Source organism: Salipiger aestuarii, from assembly GCF_003259905.1.
In the GTDB taxonomy this organism is placed as follows: domain Bacteria; phylum Pseudomonadota; class Alphaproteobacteria; order Rhodobacterales; family Rhodobacteraceae; genus Salipiger; species Salipiger aestuarii.
On the sequence record NZ_QLMG01000009.1, the window covers coordinates 108,707 to 127,463 of the forward strand.

The following is an 18,757-nucleotide window of genomic DNA, read 5'->3' on the forward strand; positions in this document are numbered from 1 at the left end:
ACGATGAAAAACAGGTTTCAAACCTTGGCGGCTGCGACCCTCATGATTGTTGCCGCGACGGCCGTGACCGCCCAGACCGCTATCCACGTCGGAAAGACGCGCGGCTGCGGTTGTTGCCTTGCCTGGATGGAAAAGCTGTCCGAGGCCGATTTTGCCCCTGAAGGTGAGAATATGGGCGGGGCGTTGATCCGTCTGAAGATGGATCGCGGTATTCCCGTCGATATGTTCTCCTGTCACACGGCGACCGTCGAAGGCTACACCATCGAGGGTCACGTTCCGCCAGCCGATATTACTCGACTGCTTGAAGAACGTCCCGATGCCATAGGCCTGGCCGTGCCCGGCATGCCCATCGGCTCGCCCGGCATGGATTTCGGCGACGCTGCCGAAGCCTACGATGTCTTTCTGGTGAAATCCGACGGCTCCACTGAGATCTTTTCGTCCTATCCGGCGAGTTAAAGTGGAGCAAATCACAACACTCTCACCAGTCGCACTGGGCTTTCTAGGCAGCCTGGCCGCCGGTCTCATGACCGCCGTCGGGGCGACGCCCGTGCTTCTCGGCAAGACCCCTTCACGCAAATGGCGCGATATTTCGCTCGGCTTTGCCGCCGGGGTCATGCTTGCCGCGTCTTTCTTTTCTCTCATTATACCGGCACTCGACGCAGCGGAGGGCCGATACGGGGATGGCGCGATACCGGCGCTGATCGTCTGTGCTGCGATCCTGATGGGCATGGGCGCGGTCGCCATGATGAACGAAATGATCCCGCATGAGCATTTCAGCAGCGGGCGCGAAGGCCCGGAGGCGGTCTCGCTGCGCCGTGTCTGGCTCTTCATCATCGCCATCACGATCCACAATGCGCCGGAGGGTTTGGCCGTCGGCGTTGCGTTCGGAGCTGATGGTTTTACAGGCGGATTTCCCGTCGCTCTCGGGATCGGATTGCAGAATGCGCCTGAAGGGCTGGCTGTTGCAGTCGCCCTACTGGGCGAGCGATACTCGGCGGGCCGCGCCTTTGGCATTGCGGCACTGACCGGTCTGGTCGAACCCGTCACAGGTTTTCTCGGTGCCGCGGTGATCGTCGTGGCGCAGCCTCTCCTGCCCTGGGGTCTGGCTTTTGCGGCGGGTGCGATGCTTTACGTCATCAGTCACGAGATCATCCCGGAAACCCATCGCAGCGGCCACCAGAAGCAGGCGACGACCGGGCTCGCGATCGGGCTCGTCGTCATGCTGTTCCTCGATGTCTGGTTGGGGTGATCCATGGCAACTCGTTCCATCGGCATTTGTACAGCTGTCGCGGCGCTCGCCGCCGATCAGGCATCGAAGGCGTTCGTGCTTGCGAACGCAGAAGCGCTCGCCACCGGCGTCGCTGTATTCCCCGGCTTTAACCTGATCTTCCACCGCAACTACGGCGTGACCTTTGGGTTCTTTCAAAATGTGCCGTGGTGGGTCCTTGCATTGGTCGCCACCGCCGTCGTTCTGTTCCTCGTCGTTTCACTGATCCGGGCAACGCAGGCAGCCGAGGCGGTTGCCTACGGCATGGTGATCGGCGGCGCTCTTGGGAATATCGTGGACCGTCTTCGCTTTGGAGGGGTGACCGATTTTCTGGATTTCTATCTCGGAACGGCGCATTGGCCAGCGTTCAACCTTGCGGATGTCTTCGTGGTCTGCGGCGTCGGGATTTTGCTGATCTTCTCGGGGCGCGAAAAGGTCGCTGCGTCCGAAACCTCAAGATAGATCTCGGTGATTTCAATCGGCATCACTGTTCTCCGCATTTCCGGAATGTCAGGTATCATCCTCACATTCTGTGCATTCGGCCTCGGCGCTTTGGCGGTTCTCGCTCTGCCACCATTCTCGATGCCGGTGCTTTTGCCCGTCGCGTTTGGCGCGCTGTATCTCCTCACGGTCGGAGAGAGCCGCATGCGGGCCGGACTTGCCGGATGGGCGTTCGGCGTTGGCTACTTCCTGTTCGGATTGTCCTGGATCGCGGAGAGCTTTTTCGTCGACCCGGAGCGGCTCGCCTGGATGGCCGTTCCTGCGGTGGCTGGACTGGCCGCCGGCCTTGCGCTGTTCCCAGCGGCGGCAATGGCAGCGTTCGCATGGAGCAGGACGAAAGGTGTCTCCGGCGCATTGATCTTCGCGGTCTGCTGGTCGGTTTCGGAATGGCTGCGCGGCACCATGCTGACAGGCTTCCCCTGGAACCTTATTGCCTACACGTGGGCCGACTACGATATTCCACGCCAAATGGCCGCATGGGTTGGCAGCTACGGACTTGGCCTCCTCACAGTTCTGCTGTCGGTCCTGCCCGTAACGCTCCTCATGCGGAATCGTCGGCAAAATGCGTTCGCCGCATTTGTTTTCATGTCGGTGGTGGGGGGTGCCGGAACCCTCGGTACGGTTCGCCTTATGGCCACCACACCGCCAACAGACACAACCGTCAGGACCGTTCAGGGAAACATTCTTCAGACGGAGAAATGGGACCCCGCGTTCCGCGACCGGAACATATCCCGCTATCTGGACCTGTCCGCGCAGTCTGGCAGCTTCGACGTCCTTCTCTGGCCTGAAAGTGCATTTCCCGGTTATCTTGATGAGAATCCTGAAATGTTGGATCAAATTGCCGAACGTCTGCCTGAGGGCCGTGTTCTTCTGACCGGTGCGCAGACGCGCGAGTCGGCCGGCACTGGCACACGCTATAGAAATTCGATCCTCGCGGTCGATCAGACCGGACGGATCGTCACGAGATACGCCAAGCATCATCTCGTGCCGTTCGGGGAATACGTTCCCCTGCGGGGTTTTCTTCCGCTCCAGCGACTGACAATTGGGCTTGGGGACTTCACTCCCGGTCCCGGCCCTCAGACCGTTGAGCTACCCGGTTTATCTCCGGTCGGCCTTTCGATCTGCTACGAGGCGATTTTTCCGGGACGTGTCGTAGACGCCGCTTCGCGTCCGGACTGGATATTCAACGCCACCAATGACGCTTGGTTCGGTGCGTCTCTCGGTCCCCGGCAACATCTGGCCTCTGCCAGGATGCGCGCGGTCGAAGAGGGGCTGCCGATGGTTCGCGCGGCCAACACGGGCATTTCAGCAGTTATCGATGGGTACGGCCGCATCGTCGCCCGCCTTGGGCTGGATGAGACCGGCTTCTTGGACGCCCGCTTGCCAGCTGCGCTCCCGGCCACGTCATTCGCGAAATACGGGCAGATGATGTTCCTGCTCGTTTTGGCAGCGTGCATCGCGGGTGCCATTGGGTTGACTATTGGAAAGGAAAAGGCACCGTGATCGTGATCTTCGGAGCATTGGCCGGCGCCGCATGGGGCGGATATCTCGCCAAGAAGCGTGGCGGCAACAGGCTGGACATCGCCCAGTACGCGGCAAGTTCCGCGATCGCATTCGGACTCCTGGCGTTGTTCGCCTCGATCGTTCTTGCACGGGTTCTATGAACCGCCGTCCAAGGCCGGATAGGCGCTAGGCGAATATGTCGATTGGCGTCCCGTCCCGCACCATCGCGTAGATATCCTCAATTTCGCGGTCCGACACCGCGATGCAACCCGCCGTCCAGTCTGGCTTGATCGCGTCGATCCCGGGTCGTGGCCCGCCATGGATGAAAATGTCGCCGCCTGGCTCACGTCCCTGTGCAGCGGCGAAGGCGATATCGGCCTCGTTCGGATAAGAGATTCCGATGGAGAGATGGAACAGACTGTCGGGATTGCGTCGGTCGACGGTATAAGCCCCTTCGGGCGTTTTCCCGTCACCCTCGAACCGCTTGGGCCCCTCGGGCGCGAAACCGAGGTCTATCCTGTAGGCTTTCAGGACCGAGGTATTGTCGAACAGGAACAGGTTCCGGTCACCTTTGAACATCTGCAACCGGGTGACCTCGGGCCCCTCGTAGGTTCGGAATTTGCTGGCGCACCCTGCAAGGCCAAGTGCAAGTCCGCCCAAGAGTGCCGTTCGTCGTGTCGTTTTCATCATGTCGTCCGCTCGATCTTTTTACCTGTCCACTCATATCGGTATCGGTATGCCTGATCAATCAATGGCCGTGGGCTAGGGCTCCCTGCGCCATCTTCTCTCCCACTTGCTCTCCCCCGGACCCGTCCGGCCGGTCCTTCTTGGCCCGGAGCAGCCTGAGCGCGTTGGCGACTACCAGTAGCGAAACGCCGACATCCGCAGCGATGGCACCCCACATTGTTGCCATGCCGAACGCTGTCAGCCCGACGAACAGCGCCTTCGTCGCAAGCGCAATTGCGATGTTCTGATGGATGACGTTCATGGTGCGGCGCGAATGCCCGATCAGCCATGGCACCTTGGCGATGTCGTCCGTCATCAGCGCGATATCGGCGGTCTCAATGGCGGCATCCGATCCGACCGCACCCATGGCGATGGCGAAATGCGCCCGCGCCATGGCAGGTGCATCGTTCACACCGTCGCCAATCATTGCCACGACATCATAGTTGGCAACGAGTTCCTCGATTGCCGTCACTTTGTCTTCGGGCAGCAGTTCCGCGCGCACCTCGTCAATGCCGACTTCCGCCGCCACGGCGCGCGCCGTGCGTTCATTGTCGCCGGTCAGCATGATGATCTTTTTTACGCCCTGGGCATGCAGGCGTGCCACGACCACCTTCGCATCCGGGCGGATGCGGTCGCGCAGTTCGATCAGGCCCAGCAGGCGGTCCGCGGAGCCTACGGCAACGAGTGTGCTGCCAGCCCCTTCGATCCGTTCCAGCAGGTCGCGGGGGATCGCTTCGCCAAGCCCCTTCTCGGTCGCAAATCGATCCGAGCCGAGCCAGACGGGCTGACCCTCCCAGGTTCCCTCGACACCGCGGCCCGGCACCGTTTTGGTGTCGGTAGCCGCCGACTGCTTCAACCCGTCGCGTTCGCCGCGCGCCAGGATGGCCCGCGCCAGAGGATGCGAAGAGCGGGCTTCCAACGCGACAGCGGCGCTCAGAAGGTCGCGTTCGACCGTGCCGCCTAAAGGATGCAGGCCCGCGACCTCCGGTTCTCCCATGGTGATCGTCCCGGTCTTGTCCATTGCCAGAGCTGTCAGGCGTGACGGAGCCTCCACATAGGCACCGCCCTTGATCAGCACGCCATTGCGTGCCGAGGCCGCGAGCGAAGCGACGATGGAGACCGGCGTAGAAATCACGAGCGCACAGGGGCAAGCGATTACCAGAAGAACCAGCGCATTGTAGAACCAGTAATTCCATGCCCCCGCGAACAGCAGCGGCGGAACGACGGCGATTAGAATCGCCAGCGCCATCACGATGGGCGTGTAGATGCGGGCGAATTTCGTGACCCATTGCTCCACCTCGGCCCGGCGCGAATGCGCATCGCCTACCATGCGGATGATTTTCGATAGCACGGTATCGCCTGCGGCCTTGGTGGCCCTGACCGTCAGCGTGCCATCACCGTTGATCGTCCCTGCATAGACTTCGTCGCCAGTTTCCTTGGCGACCAGTGCGCTTTCCCCTGTAATCGGAGCCTGATCGACATCGCCGCGACCCTCGGTCACCTCTCCGTCGAGCGGGATGCGGTCTCCGCCGCGCACTACGAAGCGGTCACCGATCGCAACCTGAGCCGCAGGAACATCGGTCTCCGATCCGTCGGCGCGAATGACGCGCGCCGTGGGTGGTGCCAGGTCCAACAGGGCCGAGACCGCGTTGCGCGCACGCCCCACGCTCCAGGATTCGAGAGCGAGGGACAGAGCAAAGAAGAATGCGACCGTCGCCGCCTCGAAAAACTCGCCCAGCCCGATCGCACCGGCTACGGCAACGATCATCAGGAGGTTCATGTCAGGCGACAATCTACGCGCGGCGGACCATGCTTTGGGGGCGACCAGCCAGGCTCCGAACACCACCGCCAGCATGAACAGCCCCATCTCGACCAGAGGCATAGACGTCTCGCCATGACCGGAGAAGAGCCGCAGCGCGCCGCCCGCCCCCGTCTCGACGATGTGGTAAAGGAACCCCGCGGCCCAGAAGCCGCCGCTGAGTCCGGTGAAGAGGCGTTGACGTGCGAAATGCGCCGCCTGATCCGCTTCGGCGCTTTCGGCATCCCACATCTTCGCGCTCATACCGGTCGAGCCGACGATCTTGATGATCTTATCGTCGCTGAGCGGTTTGGCGCTTTTGAGGATGGTCATGCGCCCGTTGATCACATCGAAGGCCAGATGCTCGCTGCCGCCGACTTCCGGCCCGACGACCTTGTTCAGGATCGCGACCTCTTCCGCACAATCCAGCCCGTTAACGCGAAAACTGCGTCCGGAGGATGGTGGAGGTGCTGCCACCTGCGCGGTGTCTTCGGCCGTCTGGCCACAGCAAGCCTTTGTGTCTTTGCGATCATCCTGATGACCGTGCGGATGCGTGTCTGGACCGTCGTGGGACATGGGAAACCTCTGAGAATAAGCGTTGAGCCAAAGATAGGAGCTTCAGTTGCTAGAGGTTCAAGAAGTTTCTTGGGATGTTCTGTGATTAAGGCCATCACAATCAGCACTGTACCTCCTCTGAACTGTTCGGGCGCGACAGCGAGGCGATTGGACTTGACCTTCCATCTACGGGAAGCACTATTTGCGGTCCCAGTGTAGTTTTTGAAAGGCTGGGAAATGGATCAGATAGTAGGCAAGGATGCGTCAGAGCGGTCGTCGGATCATGCCGTGGATCCGGTGTGCGGCATGTCCGTCACAATTTCTCCGGACGCACGCCGTGCAGATTATGACGGTGAAATTTTCTATTTCTGCTCCGACAAGTGCCATACCAAGTTCAAGGCTGATCCAGTTTACTACGCCTCTGGCAAGGCATCGGATCGTCGCATGACGTCACAAGCAGGCGCGCAGTATACATGCCCGATGCACCCTGATATCGTACGTGATGAACCCGGATCTTGCCCGATCTGTGGCATGGCGCTGGAACCGATGTTACCGTCGGATGAACCCAGTCAGGAACTGACCGACTTCACCCGCCGCATGTGGATCAGTGCCGCCGCGGCCGTTCCCCTGGTCATCCTAACCATGGGGGAGTTGGTCGGTCTGCCCGTCCGAGACTGGATCGGGCATCAACTGGCGACCTATGTCGAGTTCGCGTTGGCGACACCAATCGTCCTATGGGCGGCGAAACCCTTCTTCGAGCGGGGATGGGCGTCGATCATGAACCGCTCGCCCAACATGTGGACACTGATCGCCATCGGTGTCGGTGCGGCCTACATCTATTCGCTGGTGGCTACGTTCCTTCCGGGCGTGTTTCCGGAGGTCTACCGGATGGGCGCGGGCGTCGGCACCTACTTTGAGGCCGCCGTTGTCATCATCACCCTGATTTTTGTCGGGCAGGTTCTGGAGCTGAGGGCGCGGGAACGGACCGGCGATGCCATTCGGGCACTACTCGACCTGGCCCCGAAAACCGCGCGACGTATCCTGCCCGACGGCACAGAGTATGACGCGCCGCTGGAAAACATCGTTGAGGGGGATCGTCTGCGGGTCCGCCCAGGCGACGCGATCCCCGTCGACGCCACGGTCATGGACGGTACGTCGTCCATCGACGAGAGCATGATCACCGGCGAACCCCTGCCGGTCGAAAAAGGTCCCGGCGATACCGTCACCGGCGGCACGATCAACAAGAACGGATCCCTTGTCATCGAGGCCGCGCGCGTGGGTGCCGACACGATGCTGAGCCAGATCGTCGAGATGGTTTCGAACGCGCGTAGGTCCCGCGCGCCGATTCAGGGTCTTGCCGACAAGGTCTCATCCTACTTCGTGCCGACCGTTGTCCTGATCGCGCTGCTCGCATTCGTCGCGTGGCTGAGCTTCGGACCCGAACCTGCTCTGGTCTTTGCCATTGCCTCGGCGGTGTCGGTGCTGATCATCGCCTGCCCCTGTGCTCTGGGTCTGGCGACCCCGATTTCGATCACGACGGCCGCGGGGCGCGGTGCACAGGCGGGTGTGCTGATCAAGGACGCCGAAGCTCTGGAACGCATGGCCAAGGTCGATACGCTGATCGTGGACAAGACGGGTACCCTGACCGAGGGGAAGCCGAAGCTGACCGATGTGGCCGCTCTGGGCGACGAAAGCGAGGAAACCATTCTAACCCTAGCTGCCGCCCTGGAAAAAGGCTCGGAGCACCCGTTGGCGGAGGCCATCGTGGAGGGTGCGAAGGAGAAGGGTATTAAGGTCGGCAATGCCGAAAACTTCGAGGCGGTGACCGGAAAAGGCGTGCGCGGAACTGTCTTGGGGCGGGCTGTCGCACTTGGAAATACCGCAATGATGCGCGACATGTCTCTCGACACATCTGCGGCGGAGGAAGCGGCAGATGTTCTACGGGCCGAGGGTAAGACCGCCATGTTCGTAGCCATTGAAGGTAAGCTGTCCGGCATCGTCGCAGTGGCCGACCCGATCAAGGAGTCGACTGCCGAAGCCATCAAGGTGCTGCACGAGGCAGGTCTGCGGATCATCATGGCGACAGGTGACAACGAACGCACCGCCAGGGCCGTGGCGCAGCGGCTTGGAATCGACGAGGTTCGGGCCGGCGTTCTGCCGGAAGATAAGAAGGCGCTGGTGGACGAGCTGCACGCCGAAGGCAGAAAGGTCGCGATGGCGGGTGATGGTGTCAACGACGCGCCAGCCCTGGCCGCTGCGGACGTCGGCCTTGCCATGGGTACGGGCGCGGACGTGGCGGTTGAAAGTGCGGGCATCACGCTGTTGCGCGGGGATCTGAACGGCATCGTCAAGGCGCGGACACTGGCGGTGGCGACGATCCGCAACATTCGCCAGAACCTGTTCTGGGCGTTTGCCTATAACACGCTCGGTGTTCCAATCGCGGCAGGGGTCCTCTACCCGGTCTTCGGCCTATTAATGTCACCAATGATCGCCGCAGCCGCGATGAGCCTTTCTTCAGTCTCGGTCATCGCAAACGCTCTCAGGCTGAGGCGATTGAAGCTTTAGCGGGTCCGCGATTTGAACGTGAAGTCGGTCAATTATCCATTTCAGCAAAACGTGTATTGCTGGTCTGTCAGAAATCCAACATAGCTGACCGATGATACTCAAAACGCGCCTTTTTCTGCTTACTCTTTTGATTGGCGTTGTTCTGGCGCAAATCGGCCATGCGTCCATTTCAAGCGTGGATTCAGGGTCTTCGATGGTCATGCAAAGCGATTGCTGTCCAGATGACTGCCCGGACATGCCGGAATGCGATGCTGCTTGCATTTCGACGATGCAATGTCGGGTAGCCCCGATTGTGCTGGGGCTGGAACGAGCAACTCTAGCGAGCTTGCGGGGCCCCGGAAGCGCAGAGTTCTCACGGGCCGAGGCGGCAGCCCACCGACAACATGCGGACATTGGGCTTCAAAGACCGCCCAAGGCATGACGGGTCAGGTGCCTTTCGCACCAAAATCCACGCGCCGATGTAACGTATAGACTCAGGGTCGATACGATGGCTGGCGTTCCTGTTGCCCGTCAAAATAGGCGTATCATGCTCCGCTATATCCCCACCTTTCTTGCGACCCTCGTGGTCGCGACCCAGCTCTCCGTGCCGATGGCACAGGCGGCTGCATCTGATTACAACCTCGTTCTCATCGAAACGACCTATCCCTTCGGAGACGGCGCGGTTCTGGAGCTTCGTCTGATTGATACCCGGACCAATGCGCCCGTCGAAGGCGCCGTCATCTTTGCTACAAGGCTGGATATGGAGCCGGACGGCATGGAGACGATGACTTCGACAGTCGTGGCGCTGCCTGGCAAAGAGCCGGGTCTATATCGTTTTTCCGCCGATCTGACGATGGACGGAAACTGGCGGTTTTCCGTTGCGGCCAAGGTGCAGGGCGAACCTGAAACTGTTCAGGCGCAAATCGTGCTCGAGGTGCTGCCATGAGCGTCTTTGGCAAATTAGTGCTTATCGGCGTGGTTGGCGGCGCGGCTGGATGGGCGGGCCTCGCGGCAGGCGTCAAGGGTTGGACGCCTGCTATGCTGGCAAATGTGGCGCAGACGAAATTCACCGCGCTGATGGGACGGCAAGCTGAAGCAATGCCAGCCGCAACCCGAACGCCGACAGGCCCGGTCATCTACTACCGACACCCTGACGGTCTCGCCGAATGGTCCGCTACGCCGACCGAGACTGCCGATGGAAAGTCCTTTTTACCGGTCCTGGCGAGCGAAGACGTATCGTTTGATCCAGAGGCGATCACGCCCCTAGAGGCAGAGAGTGTCGAACGAACCCTACTCTACTACCGCCACCCGATGGGCCTGCCTGATACGTCGCCGGTGCCAAAGCTGGATTCCATGGGGATGGACTACCTGCCCGTCTATGCCGACGAGGCAAGCGATGCCGGATCAGTGACCGTATCTCCCGGCAAGCTGCAACGCACGGGCGTGCGTACGTCAATTGCGGTGTTTGATCCCATGGCAACAACGGTGCGTGCGCCGGGGATCGTCGCGCTGGACGACCGTCGAGTCAGCGTCATTTCATTGCGTGCGGATGCGTTCATCGAAGAAGTTGAGGATGTAACGACCGGATCAATCGTTGAAGCAGGCGAACCGCTGGCGATGCTCTATTCTCCGGATATCGTCTCGGCGGCCGCACAGTATGTTTCGGACCTGCGAAGTGGTGAAGGGCGCGTGGAAGGCAGCCGTCAAAGGCTGGCAAACCTGGGTGTTCCCGTGTCAGTGATCGACAAGATCGCGGCGGAAAGGCGTACGCCGGTGCAAATCAGCCTGATGGCACCGCGGTCGGGCGTGGTTCTGGAACGAATGGCCGTCGAAGGCATGATGTCCGAGGCTGGAGAAACGCTGTTTCGTATTGCCGATACATCGGTTGTCTGGGTCATCGCGGACGTGCCGGAATCTGCGCTCGCGGGTCTTTCGGATGGAAACGCTGCGACGATCACCTTTCCAGGCCTGCCGGGCGAGACCTTCAGCGGCGTTATCGACAAGATCTACCCTGAGGTCGATATGCAGACCCGGACGGCACGCGTCCGCGTCGACCTGTCCAACCCTGAGGGTCGCTTGCTTGTCAACATGTTCGCTGATGTGGCTTTGGCGACGGGCGACGGTGCGCCCGTGGTGCAGGTGCCGGAAACGGCGGTGATCGACACCGGCGACCGTCAGGTGGTGATCAGAGATCTGGGGGAGGGGAAATTCGCTCCGCAGGATGTGGTGCTGGGGCGGCAGGCAGCTGGGATGGTGGAAATCCTTGAAGGCATTGTGGAGGGCGACCGCATTGTCACCACCTCTACCTTTTTGATCGACGCGGAAAGCAACCTGAATGCAGCCCTGGCTGCGCTGACTGCCCCGGAGGCAGGCGAATGATCTCGCGTGTCATTGAATGGTCCGCCCGCAACCTTGTTCTCGTGTTCTTCGCCACGGCCCTGATCATCGCCGCAGGGGTCTGGTCACTGCGCAACTTGCCGATCGACGCTATTCCCGATTTGTCAGACGTGCAGGTGATCGTGCTGACCGATTATCCGGGCCAGGCTCCGCAGGTCGTCGAGGATCAGGTCACCTATCCGCTGACTTCGGCGATGCTTACGGTGCCGCGATCCCGCGTCGTGCGCGGGTTTTCGTTCTTCGGCATTTCCTTTGTCTACATTATCTTCGAGGACGGTGTGGACCCCTATTGGGCACGGTCCCGCGTTCTGGAATACCTCAACGCCGCCGCCGCTCGGCTGCCCGACGGCGTGACGCCCACGCTTGGGCCTGATGCGACCGGGGTTGGCTGGGTTTACCAATACGCGATCACCGGGGAAAATCTGTCGCTGGCGGAATTGCGGTCGTTGCAGGATTGGGTCGTCCGATATGGTGCAAGCCGCGCCGAGGGCGTGTCCGAAGTGGCCAGCGTCGGCGGCTTCGTCAAGCAATACTCGGTCACTCTGGATCCGGTGCGGATGCGGGCGCAGGGGATCACTCTGTCCGATATCGGCAAGGCGATCTCTGAAAGCAACATGGACACCGGCGGGCGCACGGTCGAACTGTCCGAGTTTGAATTCATGGTGCGCGGGCGGGGCTATCTGGCGGGAACCGAGGATATCGGCAACATCACCCTGCGCAGTATCGGCGGGGTGCCGATCAACCTGAAAGATGTCGCGCGGGTCGAAATCGTCCCCAATGAACGCCGCGGCATCGCCGAGTTGAACGGTGAGGGCGAGGTCGCCAGTGGCATCGTGCTGCAACGGGTGGGTGCCAATGCACTGGATGTGATCGAAAACGCCAAATCAGAACTGGGCGTGGTGGCTCAAAGCCTGCCTGACGGGGTCGACATCGTACCGGTCTATGACAGGTCCAACCTGATCCTGTCGGCGATCAAGACGCTGAAAACCACGCTTCTCGAAGAAAGTCTCGTCGTGGCCGGAGTCACGATCATTTTTCTGCTGCACGTCCGCTCTGCCCTTGTGGCTATTATCATGCTGCCGGTGGGTCTGCTGATGGCGTTCACCGCAATGAAATTTCTCGGGATCGGTGCCAACATCATGAGCCTTGGCGGCATTGCGATTGCCATCGGCGCGATGATCGACGCCGCCATCGTGATGATCGAGAACGCGCACAAGCATCTGGAACGTGCCGCCCCCGACAAGCCCCGCATCGAGGTGCTGATCGAAGCCGCAAGCGAGGTCGGCCCGGCGCTGTTCTTTAGTCTGCTGATCATTACCGTGTCTTTCCTGCCGATCTTTGCATTGGAAGGACAGGAGGGACGCATGTTCGGCCCCCTGGCCTATACCAAGACATTTTCGATGACGGCGGCTGCTTTCCTGTCGGTGACGCTGGTGCCTGCGCTGATGGTGGTCTTCGTGCGCGGCCGGATCATCCCTGAACACAGGAATCCGGTGAATCGCGCGCTGATCGCCGTCTACCGCCCGATCATCCGCGCGGTGCTGAAGGCCAAAAGCCTCACCATCATCGTGGCGCTGTTCGCCTTGATCGTTACGATCTGGCCCGCGCGGCAGCTGGGGTCGGAGTTCATGCCTGTCCTGAACGAGGGCACCTTGATGTATATGCCGACGACTTTGCCCGGCTTGTCTGTGACGAAGGCGGCAGAGTTGATGCAAACACAGGACCGCATCATCAAGACCTTCCCCGATGTGCTGTCGGTGTTCGGCAAGGCGGGACGTGCATTGACTGCCACAGACCCCGCGCCAACTGAAATGTTCGAAACCATCATCCAGCTACGACCCGAGGCAGAGTGGCGCCCCGGTGTCACCACCGAAAGCCTGCGGCAGGAAATGGACGCCGCGCTGCAATTTCCCGGCGTATCGAACGCCTGGACCATGCCGATCCGCGCCCGGATCGACATGCTATCCACCGGTATCCGCACGCCGGTGGGCATCAAGGTTTATGGCACGAGTCTGACCGAGATGGAAAAGGTCGCCCGCGAGGTCGAAGCCGTGGTACGCACGGTGCCCGGAACGACCAGCGCCTATGCCGAACGGGTGATCGGCGGCTATTACCTCGACATCACCCCGGACCGTACGGCGCTTGGCCGCTACGGCCTGTCGGTGCAGGATGTGCAAGAGGTGATCGGCATGGCCCTGGGAGCCAAGGCGATCACGCAGACCGTCGAGGGCCGCGAGCGCTACGACGTCGCTGTGCGTTATCCGGCGACCCTGAGGTCAGATCCGGAGGCCATCGGGCGTGAGGTTCAGGTTGCACTGCCGGACGGAGGCACCATTCCGCTGGGAGATGTGGCCACCATCGAACGCACCCGTGGCGCCACTTCGATCCGGACCGAAAACGGACAGCTTGCCGTCTATATCTTCGTCGATATCATCGGACGCGATCTAGGCGGCTACGTGGCGGAAGCTCAAGCGGCAGTCGCGACCTCCGTCACCCTGCCACCTGGCTATTCCCTGGGCTGGAGCGGCCAGTTCGAATATCTTGAACGTGCGAAACAGCGGCTGGCCACCGTTGTGCCGCTGACACTGGCGCTGATCTTCCTGCTGCTTTACCTAAACTTCCGCCGCCTGACGGAAACCTTGATCGTGATGCTGTCGCTGCCCTTCGCTTTGGTAGGTGGCATCTGGCTCATGTGGTTCATGGGCTTCAATATGTCAGTTGCGGTGGCCGTCGGGTTTATCGCGCTGGCCGGGGTGGCGGCTGAAACCGGGGTGATCATGTTGATCTATCTCGATCAGGCGTTGAATGAAGCGCGTGACCGCGCGGACGGTCGGGACCTGACCCGCGACGAACTTTACGCCGCGATCATGGTGGGTGCAGTAGATCGAGTGCGCCCCAAGATGATGACGGTTGTAGCGATCATGGCGGGCCTGATGCCGATCCTTTGGGCGCACGGCACAGGCTCTGAAATCATGCAGCGCATCGCCGTCCCGATGATCGGCGGGATGGTGTCGTCCACCTTACTGACCCTGATCGTGATTCCGGCGGTCTACGGTATCATCAAGGGCTGGAGCCTGAAGAAAACTGTCGCCGCGGATCATTGGCCTCTCGACCGGGCCGCAGAGCAGGTGTAGCGGAATTAAGGAAGAACGGGCACATTCAAATGGTCGCTGCAATTCATGGCGCCAGCGCAACTTCGACCACGCGGACTGTGGTGCTTCTGTCTGAAGCTCCTGTCGGTTGGGTCCAGGCCACAAATGCACCGGCTTCTCCGCGTGTCATTCGCGGAAAGCCGACCGATCCAGCACCCCGATTGACGTAGAGAGCCTGGGGCGCGGCGCATCCGGTACCACGGGATACATGGCACAGAACGATCGCCTCACCGCCACTCACATATTCCATCCAGAGTGCCAAAACGCTTCCATCCAGCATTTGCAGAACATCGACCCGACCCGAGGCCGCGCCGAGGTCGAGGCGGAGCGGTTCGTCGAAATGCATTCCTCCATCGTCCGAAAAGGCAATACGAACCCTCGGTTCGTCTGATGCTGCAGTAAACCAGATGACGGTTGCCTTGTCGCCGATCGCATCAATGGCTGGGCCATTTACGGGGCAGCCGGCAATTTCCCATCCGTCGTTGTGAACAGTGAGGGGTTGCGTCCATTCCCCTCCGATAGATCGGACAATCGAAATATCGCGGATTTCCTCGGCGGTTCGATCACGATAGACCGCCACGATATCGCCCGAGGCGGTCCGCGCTGCGGACGTCTGACAACAAGTACAAGCGCGCGCGTCCAACAGGCTTTCTGGCTTCATCGCTCCGTCAGAGTCGACCTGTCGCGCGCGCAGCTGCATCGCATTCTCGAAGCTTTCGCCTTCTGTCTGATTGTCATACTCCCGGCCATCCAGCCACAGCGCCGTCAACCCGCCAAACTGATCGGGAATTAACGAAACAAAACCGTGCTCGCGTTGAGATCTGTCATCGTGCGGAATAAGCGGTTCCGTCCAGCTTCTGCCCTCATCCATGGAAAAAGCGATATTGACGTCATACTGGTAGTCACCTTCCCCATTCAGTTTCAGCCATTGTGCCGCCAGTCCACCATCGGCCAGTACCGCTACCGATGGGAAATCGGCCCAGTTGATGTAAATCTTTGACGATTTATGAATTGTGCGAGCGTCCGACCACTCACTGCCATCGAGTATGGCCATGCGAACTTCCGCTTCGGCTCCGTTTTCTTCTGTCCAGCTCAATATGATCCGGCCATCCGGCAAGGTTGCAAGTGATGGTTCACGGGCACTGATGCCGACCGGTGCTGCACGGTCGGTCAATCTGAAGAGGGCGGTTTCCTCGGCATGAGTTGCAGGGAAAGAACTGAAAAATGCAGCAAGGATCAGGATCGATGCAGCGAGACACTTACTCATACAGAGAATTATCCCCACTAGTCGTGGCCATGTTGCGGCGAACCCATTGGTAGTTGATCGGGAACCAAATCCCACCCTTTTGTCCGTCGAAACGGCTCAGTTTATCCCGTTGGCACGCTGCAATACACGAATGTAAGCCACGATATCGAGAATATCTGATCGCGTCACGCCTTCAACCGCTGGCATGTTACCAAATTTCCAATGATGCGCCCGAACTCCATTTTGCGCCGCGAGGACAAACGCCATGTCGCCGTGGTGGCTCGGTTCATAGATTTTGTGAACAAGCGGTGGAGCGATGCCATCCTGGCCTTGCCCGTTCAGGCCGTGGCAGGCGGCACATACCGCATCATAAGCGCTTGCGCCGATTTGCTCCTGCTCTGTAAAACTGGAGGGCAAATTGACGGCTGCAAGTGCGCCTGCGGGAAGCGCCATGCTTTCGCCGGTTTGGGTGCCCGTTTGGGAGTCGGTCTGCTGCTTGAAATACCATCCCGCCGCAGCAACGGCGACCAGAGCAAAAAATATCGCTGCACATCTCATTCTATCAGACTCCTTCATGATGTTGCGATCGCCCCCTGTCTCTTCACAGACAAAGCCGGGTAACTCAGTGTAGCTTCCTCGAATTGGCTGACCTCTTCCAGCTTGGGGTTGTCTGCCTGAGCTTTCCCCGATCGCTGAATCGATCCAGTGAAAAAGGTCGTGATTTCCTGGTACCGGATCCGCGTGTCTTCCAGCGTCTGATAGTAACTGAAGAGCTCTTTCAGCGGTGCCGAGAAGTCCTTGTGTGCTGCCAGGACGGCCACCAACGCGCCGAGTGTAATGCGACCTTCGATGACAAAATATCCACCCAAAGAGTAGAATAGGAATGGCGTCAGCGCGGTCAGAAAATTGTTGAGGGCCTTGATGAAGAACTTCAGGCGGAAGATCTTCCTGCGCACGTGCTCAAGCTCTCTGAAGCTTGCACTCGCTGGGAGCAGCCCGGCAGGATTGACCTGACGTTCGCGCAATTGATCGCTCAGCTGCCTGCCAAGCTGTCGGACTTCCTTGATCCTGGTGCGCGAAAGCGCGTTGACCCGGCGCTGCAGCTTGGGCAGCAGCACGAGCTGAATTGGCAGTACGGTCAGTGCTGCGGCACCCAAGACAGGGTCCTGAACGAACATGAAAAACAGGATCGTCAAAAGCGTACCGCCTTGCAGGATTGGCAGCGTAAGGACATCTGCCGCAAAGCCACCTATGGGCTCGACTTCCTGCGCGAGAATAGGGACGATTTCGCTCTGGTTTTGGGAGTCTGGATCGCTGCGCCATTGCCGATAGACCAGCAGGCGGAAGCGCCGCAGAAAACGCTCGGCGACATACCCTTTGAAGACGTTAAGGCCATATTTGTTTAGCCCATTCAGGATAATAGCCAAAAGGTAGAGACCGCAAAGAAGCATGAGGAAAACGACCTGGTCGACGTCTCGTCCCAAAACGGCAACTGGGAAACGGCCAGAATCCAGAGCGTTGTTTACGATCTGTTTTGGCAGTTCCAAAGTCAGATAGAGTATAGGCATCGCGATGAGGCTAACCACGATCATCAACGCCTGCTGCCTTCTTGAATAGCGCAAGACGGTGCTGAAAAGACTTCCTTCGAGCCCTCGTATGGGCTCTGGGTGGATCGCAGGCGTGCTGCGGTACTTCCAAAGCTTCAGAATGCCGCGAATAGCAAGATATGAGCCAACGGTGATCAGCAGCGCGGGGGCCAAGACCAGTATGAGATGAATGAACGGGTGCACCCAGTCTGGCGTGACATCGTTGTAGTCGTACCCAAAGGCGGCAGCTATGTCGTGTACAAGCAGGTGATACCTATCCAAGAGTGACATTGAAAATGTCTAACCTTTGGATTTCGGCGCAAGGTGATCGTGCACGATGATGACGCCCCACATGCCCGCTTCCCGGTGGCCGGGGATCAAGCATACGAACTCCAAGTTGGTCATATCGGAGAACTCCCAGATCAACTCTGCATTTTGCCCACTAGGGATCGAAACTGAATTGGCGTTGTCATGTTGCATTTCGGGATGTTCGCGCATCCACTGCTGGTGTTCTGCAACCTCGTCAAAGGAGCCGAGAAAAAACTCGTGTTCCAGCCCGCCCAGATTGCTGACCAAAAAGCGGACAACTGAACCGCTCTCGATGTGGAGTGCGTCCGGCTCGAAAAGCATGTAGCCGCTTTCTGTCTCCCTGATGGACAATTCAATCGTCCTGTCGATTGAGGAGCCATCACCGGGCCTCCCGATCGGATCATGGCCAGGCACTTCGAATGCACGCGCGTGAGGCTGCTGGCCCTTGCCACTGGAAGCGCCCACTGAAAAAGCCGGAAGGACAAGCGCAAGGGCGATGGTGCAGGTTCTCAGGAAATTCGTCATGCTCGGCTACCTCCGTAGCGCTTGATTTTTTGTGATCTTCTTGCTTGCTCGGGCCAAGCCTCAAAGCGATGGGGCCGGAGTGTTTACCCCCGGCCCCATTGTTAGTAGTTACTTCATCTGCGTGACGGTCAGTTTACCCTTGACCCGGTCGGCAACGAACTCGATGTCCTGACCTTCCGCCATCTTGGCCACCATCGCCTCATCGGCGCGGAACACCATGGTCATTGCGGGCATATCCAGGTTGACGAGAGGGCCGTGGATAATTGTGACCTTGCCGGCTTTGGCGTCGATTTTCTTGATGGTCCCGCTCGTGTATTGTAACCGCCCGATTGAGGCCGCCTGCCTGACGGCGGGGTTCCGAGCTAAGACACGTGCATAACGACGTCCTTAACGACGTGTCTTATTAGGAGGGGCCATGCTGGGCGAGGTTCTGGGCGTTGAGCGGCGCCGGCGGTGGAGCGAAGACGAGAAGCTCGAGATCCTGTCGGAGGTCGGTGTCGGCGGCGCGTCGGTGACGCAGGTGGCGCAGCGGCACGAGATCACGCGCTCCCAGATCTACGGCTGGCGGCGTGATCTGAAGAAGAAGGGCTTGTGGTCGCCGGATCGCGGGACCGTTTTCCTTCCGGTCGATTTTGGTGAGGCGCGGAC

At 59.9% G+C, this 18,757-nt stretch carries 16 protein-coding genes and 1 pseudogene; 10 read left to right on the plus strand and 7 right to left on the minus strand.

Annotated features, from left to right (window positions below):
* The first annotated feature begins 3 nt into the window (after positions 1–3).
* From ATI53_RS07300 to ATI53_RS23225, 5 genes are read left to right on the plus strand one after another with little or no spacing between them, the layout of a single operon-like run.
* Positions 4–456 (plus strand): DUF411 domain-containing protein, encoded by a 453-nt coding sequence (locus ATI53_RS07300; protein WP_067293107.1) that lies wholly within the window; start codon positions 4–6, stop codon positions 454–456.
* A 10-nt stretch (positions 457–466) separates the two neighbouring features.
* A complete protein-coding gene (locus ATI53_RS07305; RefSeq protein ID WP_090270173.1) occupies positions 467–1,249 on the plus strand; it encodes a ZIP family metal transporter in 783 nt (260 codons plus the stop codon).
* 3 nt (positions 1,250–1,252) lie between these two features.
* Positions 1,253–1,729 (plus strand): signal peptidase II, encoded by a 477-nt coding sequence (gene lspA, locus ATI53_RS07310; RefSeq protein WP_067293102.1) that lies wholly within the window; start codon positions 1,253–1,255, stop codon positions 1,727–1,729.
* 6 nt (positions 1,730–1,735) lie between these two features.
* Entirely contained in the window at positions 1,736–3,271 is a 1,536-nt protein-coding gene (gene lnt / locus ATI53_RS07315) for an apolipoprotein N-acyltransferase (RefSeq protein ID WP_111550080.1), read from the plus strand.
* Positions 3,268–3,432 carry a hypothetical protein gene (locus ATI53_RS23225; protein ID WP_170134538.1) on the plus strand — a complete coding sequence of 55 codons (165 nt, stop codon included), beginning with the start codon at positions 3,268–3,270 and terminating at the stop codon, positions 3,430–3,432. Before lnt ends, ATI53_RS23225 begins: the two co-directional genes overlap by 4 nt.
* A gap of 25 nt (positions 3,433–3,457) precedes the next feature.
* Here the strand turns inward: ATI53_RS23225 and ATI53_RS07320 are convergent, their stop codons facing one another.
* Positions 3,458–3,958, minus strand: a complete 501-nt coding sequence (locus ATI53_RS07320; protein WP_067293139.1) for a L,D-transpeptidase family protein — start codon at positions 3,956–3,958, stop codon at positions 3,458–3,460.
* 61 nt (positions 3,959–4,019) lie between these two features.
* On the minus strand, positions 4,020–6,371 hold the full coding sequence (locus ATI53_RS07325) for a heavy metal translocating P-type ATPase (protein ID WP_190325599.1): 2,352 nt from the start codon (positions 6,369–6,371) through the stop codon (positions 4,020–4,022).
* Between the two features lie 216 nt (positions 6,372–6,587).
* Here ATI53_RS07325 and ATI53_RS07330 point away from each other — a divergent pair, with 216 nt between their 5' ends.
* The 4 genes from ATI53_RS07330 (at position 6,588) to ATI53_RS07345 (ending at position 14,425) form a co-directional block, all read left to right on the plus strand.
* A complete protein-coding gene (locus ATI53_RS07330) occupies positions 6,588–8,915 on the plus strand; it encodes a heavy metal translocating P-type ATPase (protein WP_111550081.1) in 2,328 nt (775 codons plus the stop codon).
* A 526-nt stretch (positions 8,916–9,441) separates the two neighbouring features.
* Positions 9,442–9,840: a FixH family protein gene (locus tag ATI53_RS07335; protein ID WP_067293094.1), complete on the plus strand. Its 399-nt coding sequence runs from the start codon at positions 9,442–9,444 to the stop codon at positions 9,838–9,840.
* Complete coding sequence (locus ATI53_RS07340; RefSeq protein WP_067293091.1) at positions 9,837–11,273, plus strand: efflux RND transporter periplasmic adaptor subunit; 1,437 nt, start codon at positions 9,837–9,839, stop codon at positions 11,271–11,273. The genes ATI53_RS07335 and ATI53_RS07340 overlap by 4 nt, the downstream gene beginning before the upstream one ends.
* A complete protein-coding gene (locus ATI53_RS07345; RefSeq protein WP_111550082.1) occupies positions 11,270–14,425 on the plus strand; it encodes an efflux RND transporter permease subunit in 3,156 nt (1,051 codons plus the stop codon). Before ATI53_RS07340 ends, ATI53_RS07345 begins: the two co-directional genes overlap by 4 nt.
* A gap of 43 nt (positions 14,426–14,468) precedes the next feature.
* Here ATI53_RS07345 and ATI53_RS07350 read toward each other — a convergent pair whose 3' ends face one another.
* The 5 genes and pseudogenes from ATI53_RS07350 to ATI53_RS07370 all read right to left on the minus strand — a co-directional run.
* Positions 14,469–15,710 (minus strand): sialidase family protein, encoded by a 1,242-nt coding sequence (locus ATI53_RS07350; RefSeq protein WP_111550083.1) that lies wholly within the window; start codon positions 15,708–15,710, stop codon positions 14,469–14,471.
* Between the two features lie 96 nt (positions 15,711–15,806).
* Positions 15,807–16,247 carry a c-type cytochrome gene (locus ATI53_RS07355; RefSeq protein ID WP_009820142.1) on the minus strand — a complete coding sequence of 147 codons (441 nt, stop codon included), beginning with the start codon at positions 16,245–16,247 and terminating at the stop codon, positions 15,807–15,809.
* A 14-nt stretch (positions 16,248–16,261) separates the two neighbouring features.
* Positions 16,262–17,566, minus strand: coding sequence for an ABC transporter transmembrane domain-containing protein (locus ATI53_RS07360; protein WP_037929560.1), 1,305 nt, complete (start codon positions 17,564–17,566; stop codon positions 16,262–16,264).
* 9 nt (positions 17,567–17,575) lie between these two features.
* Positions 17,576–18,109 (minus strand): cupredoxin domain-containing protein, encoded by a 534-nt coding sequence (locus tag ATI53_RS07365; RefSeq protein ID WP_037929557.1) that lies wholly within the window; start codon positions 18,107–18,109, stop codon positions 17,576–17,578.
* 108 nt (positions 18,110–18,217) lie between these two features.
* Positions 18,218–18,427 (minus strand): annotated as a pseudogene (locus tag ATI53_RS07370) (copper-binding protein); the annotation flags it as partial.
* Positions 18,428–18,524: 97 nt separating this feature from the next.
* Between ATI53_RS07370 and ATI53_RS07375 the strand changes: the two are divergent.
* The coding region (locus tag ATI53_RS07375) for a transposase (RefSeq protein ID WP_146609895.1) at positions 18,525–18,757 on the plus strand (233 nt) is incomplete at its 3' end.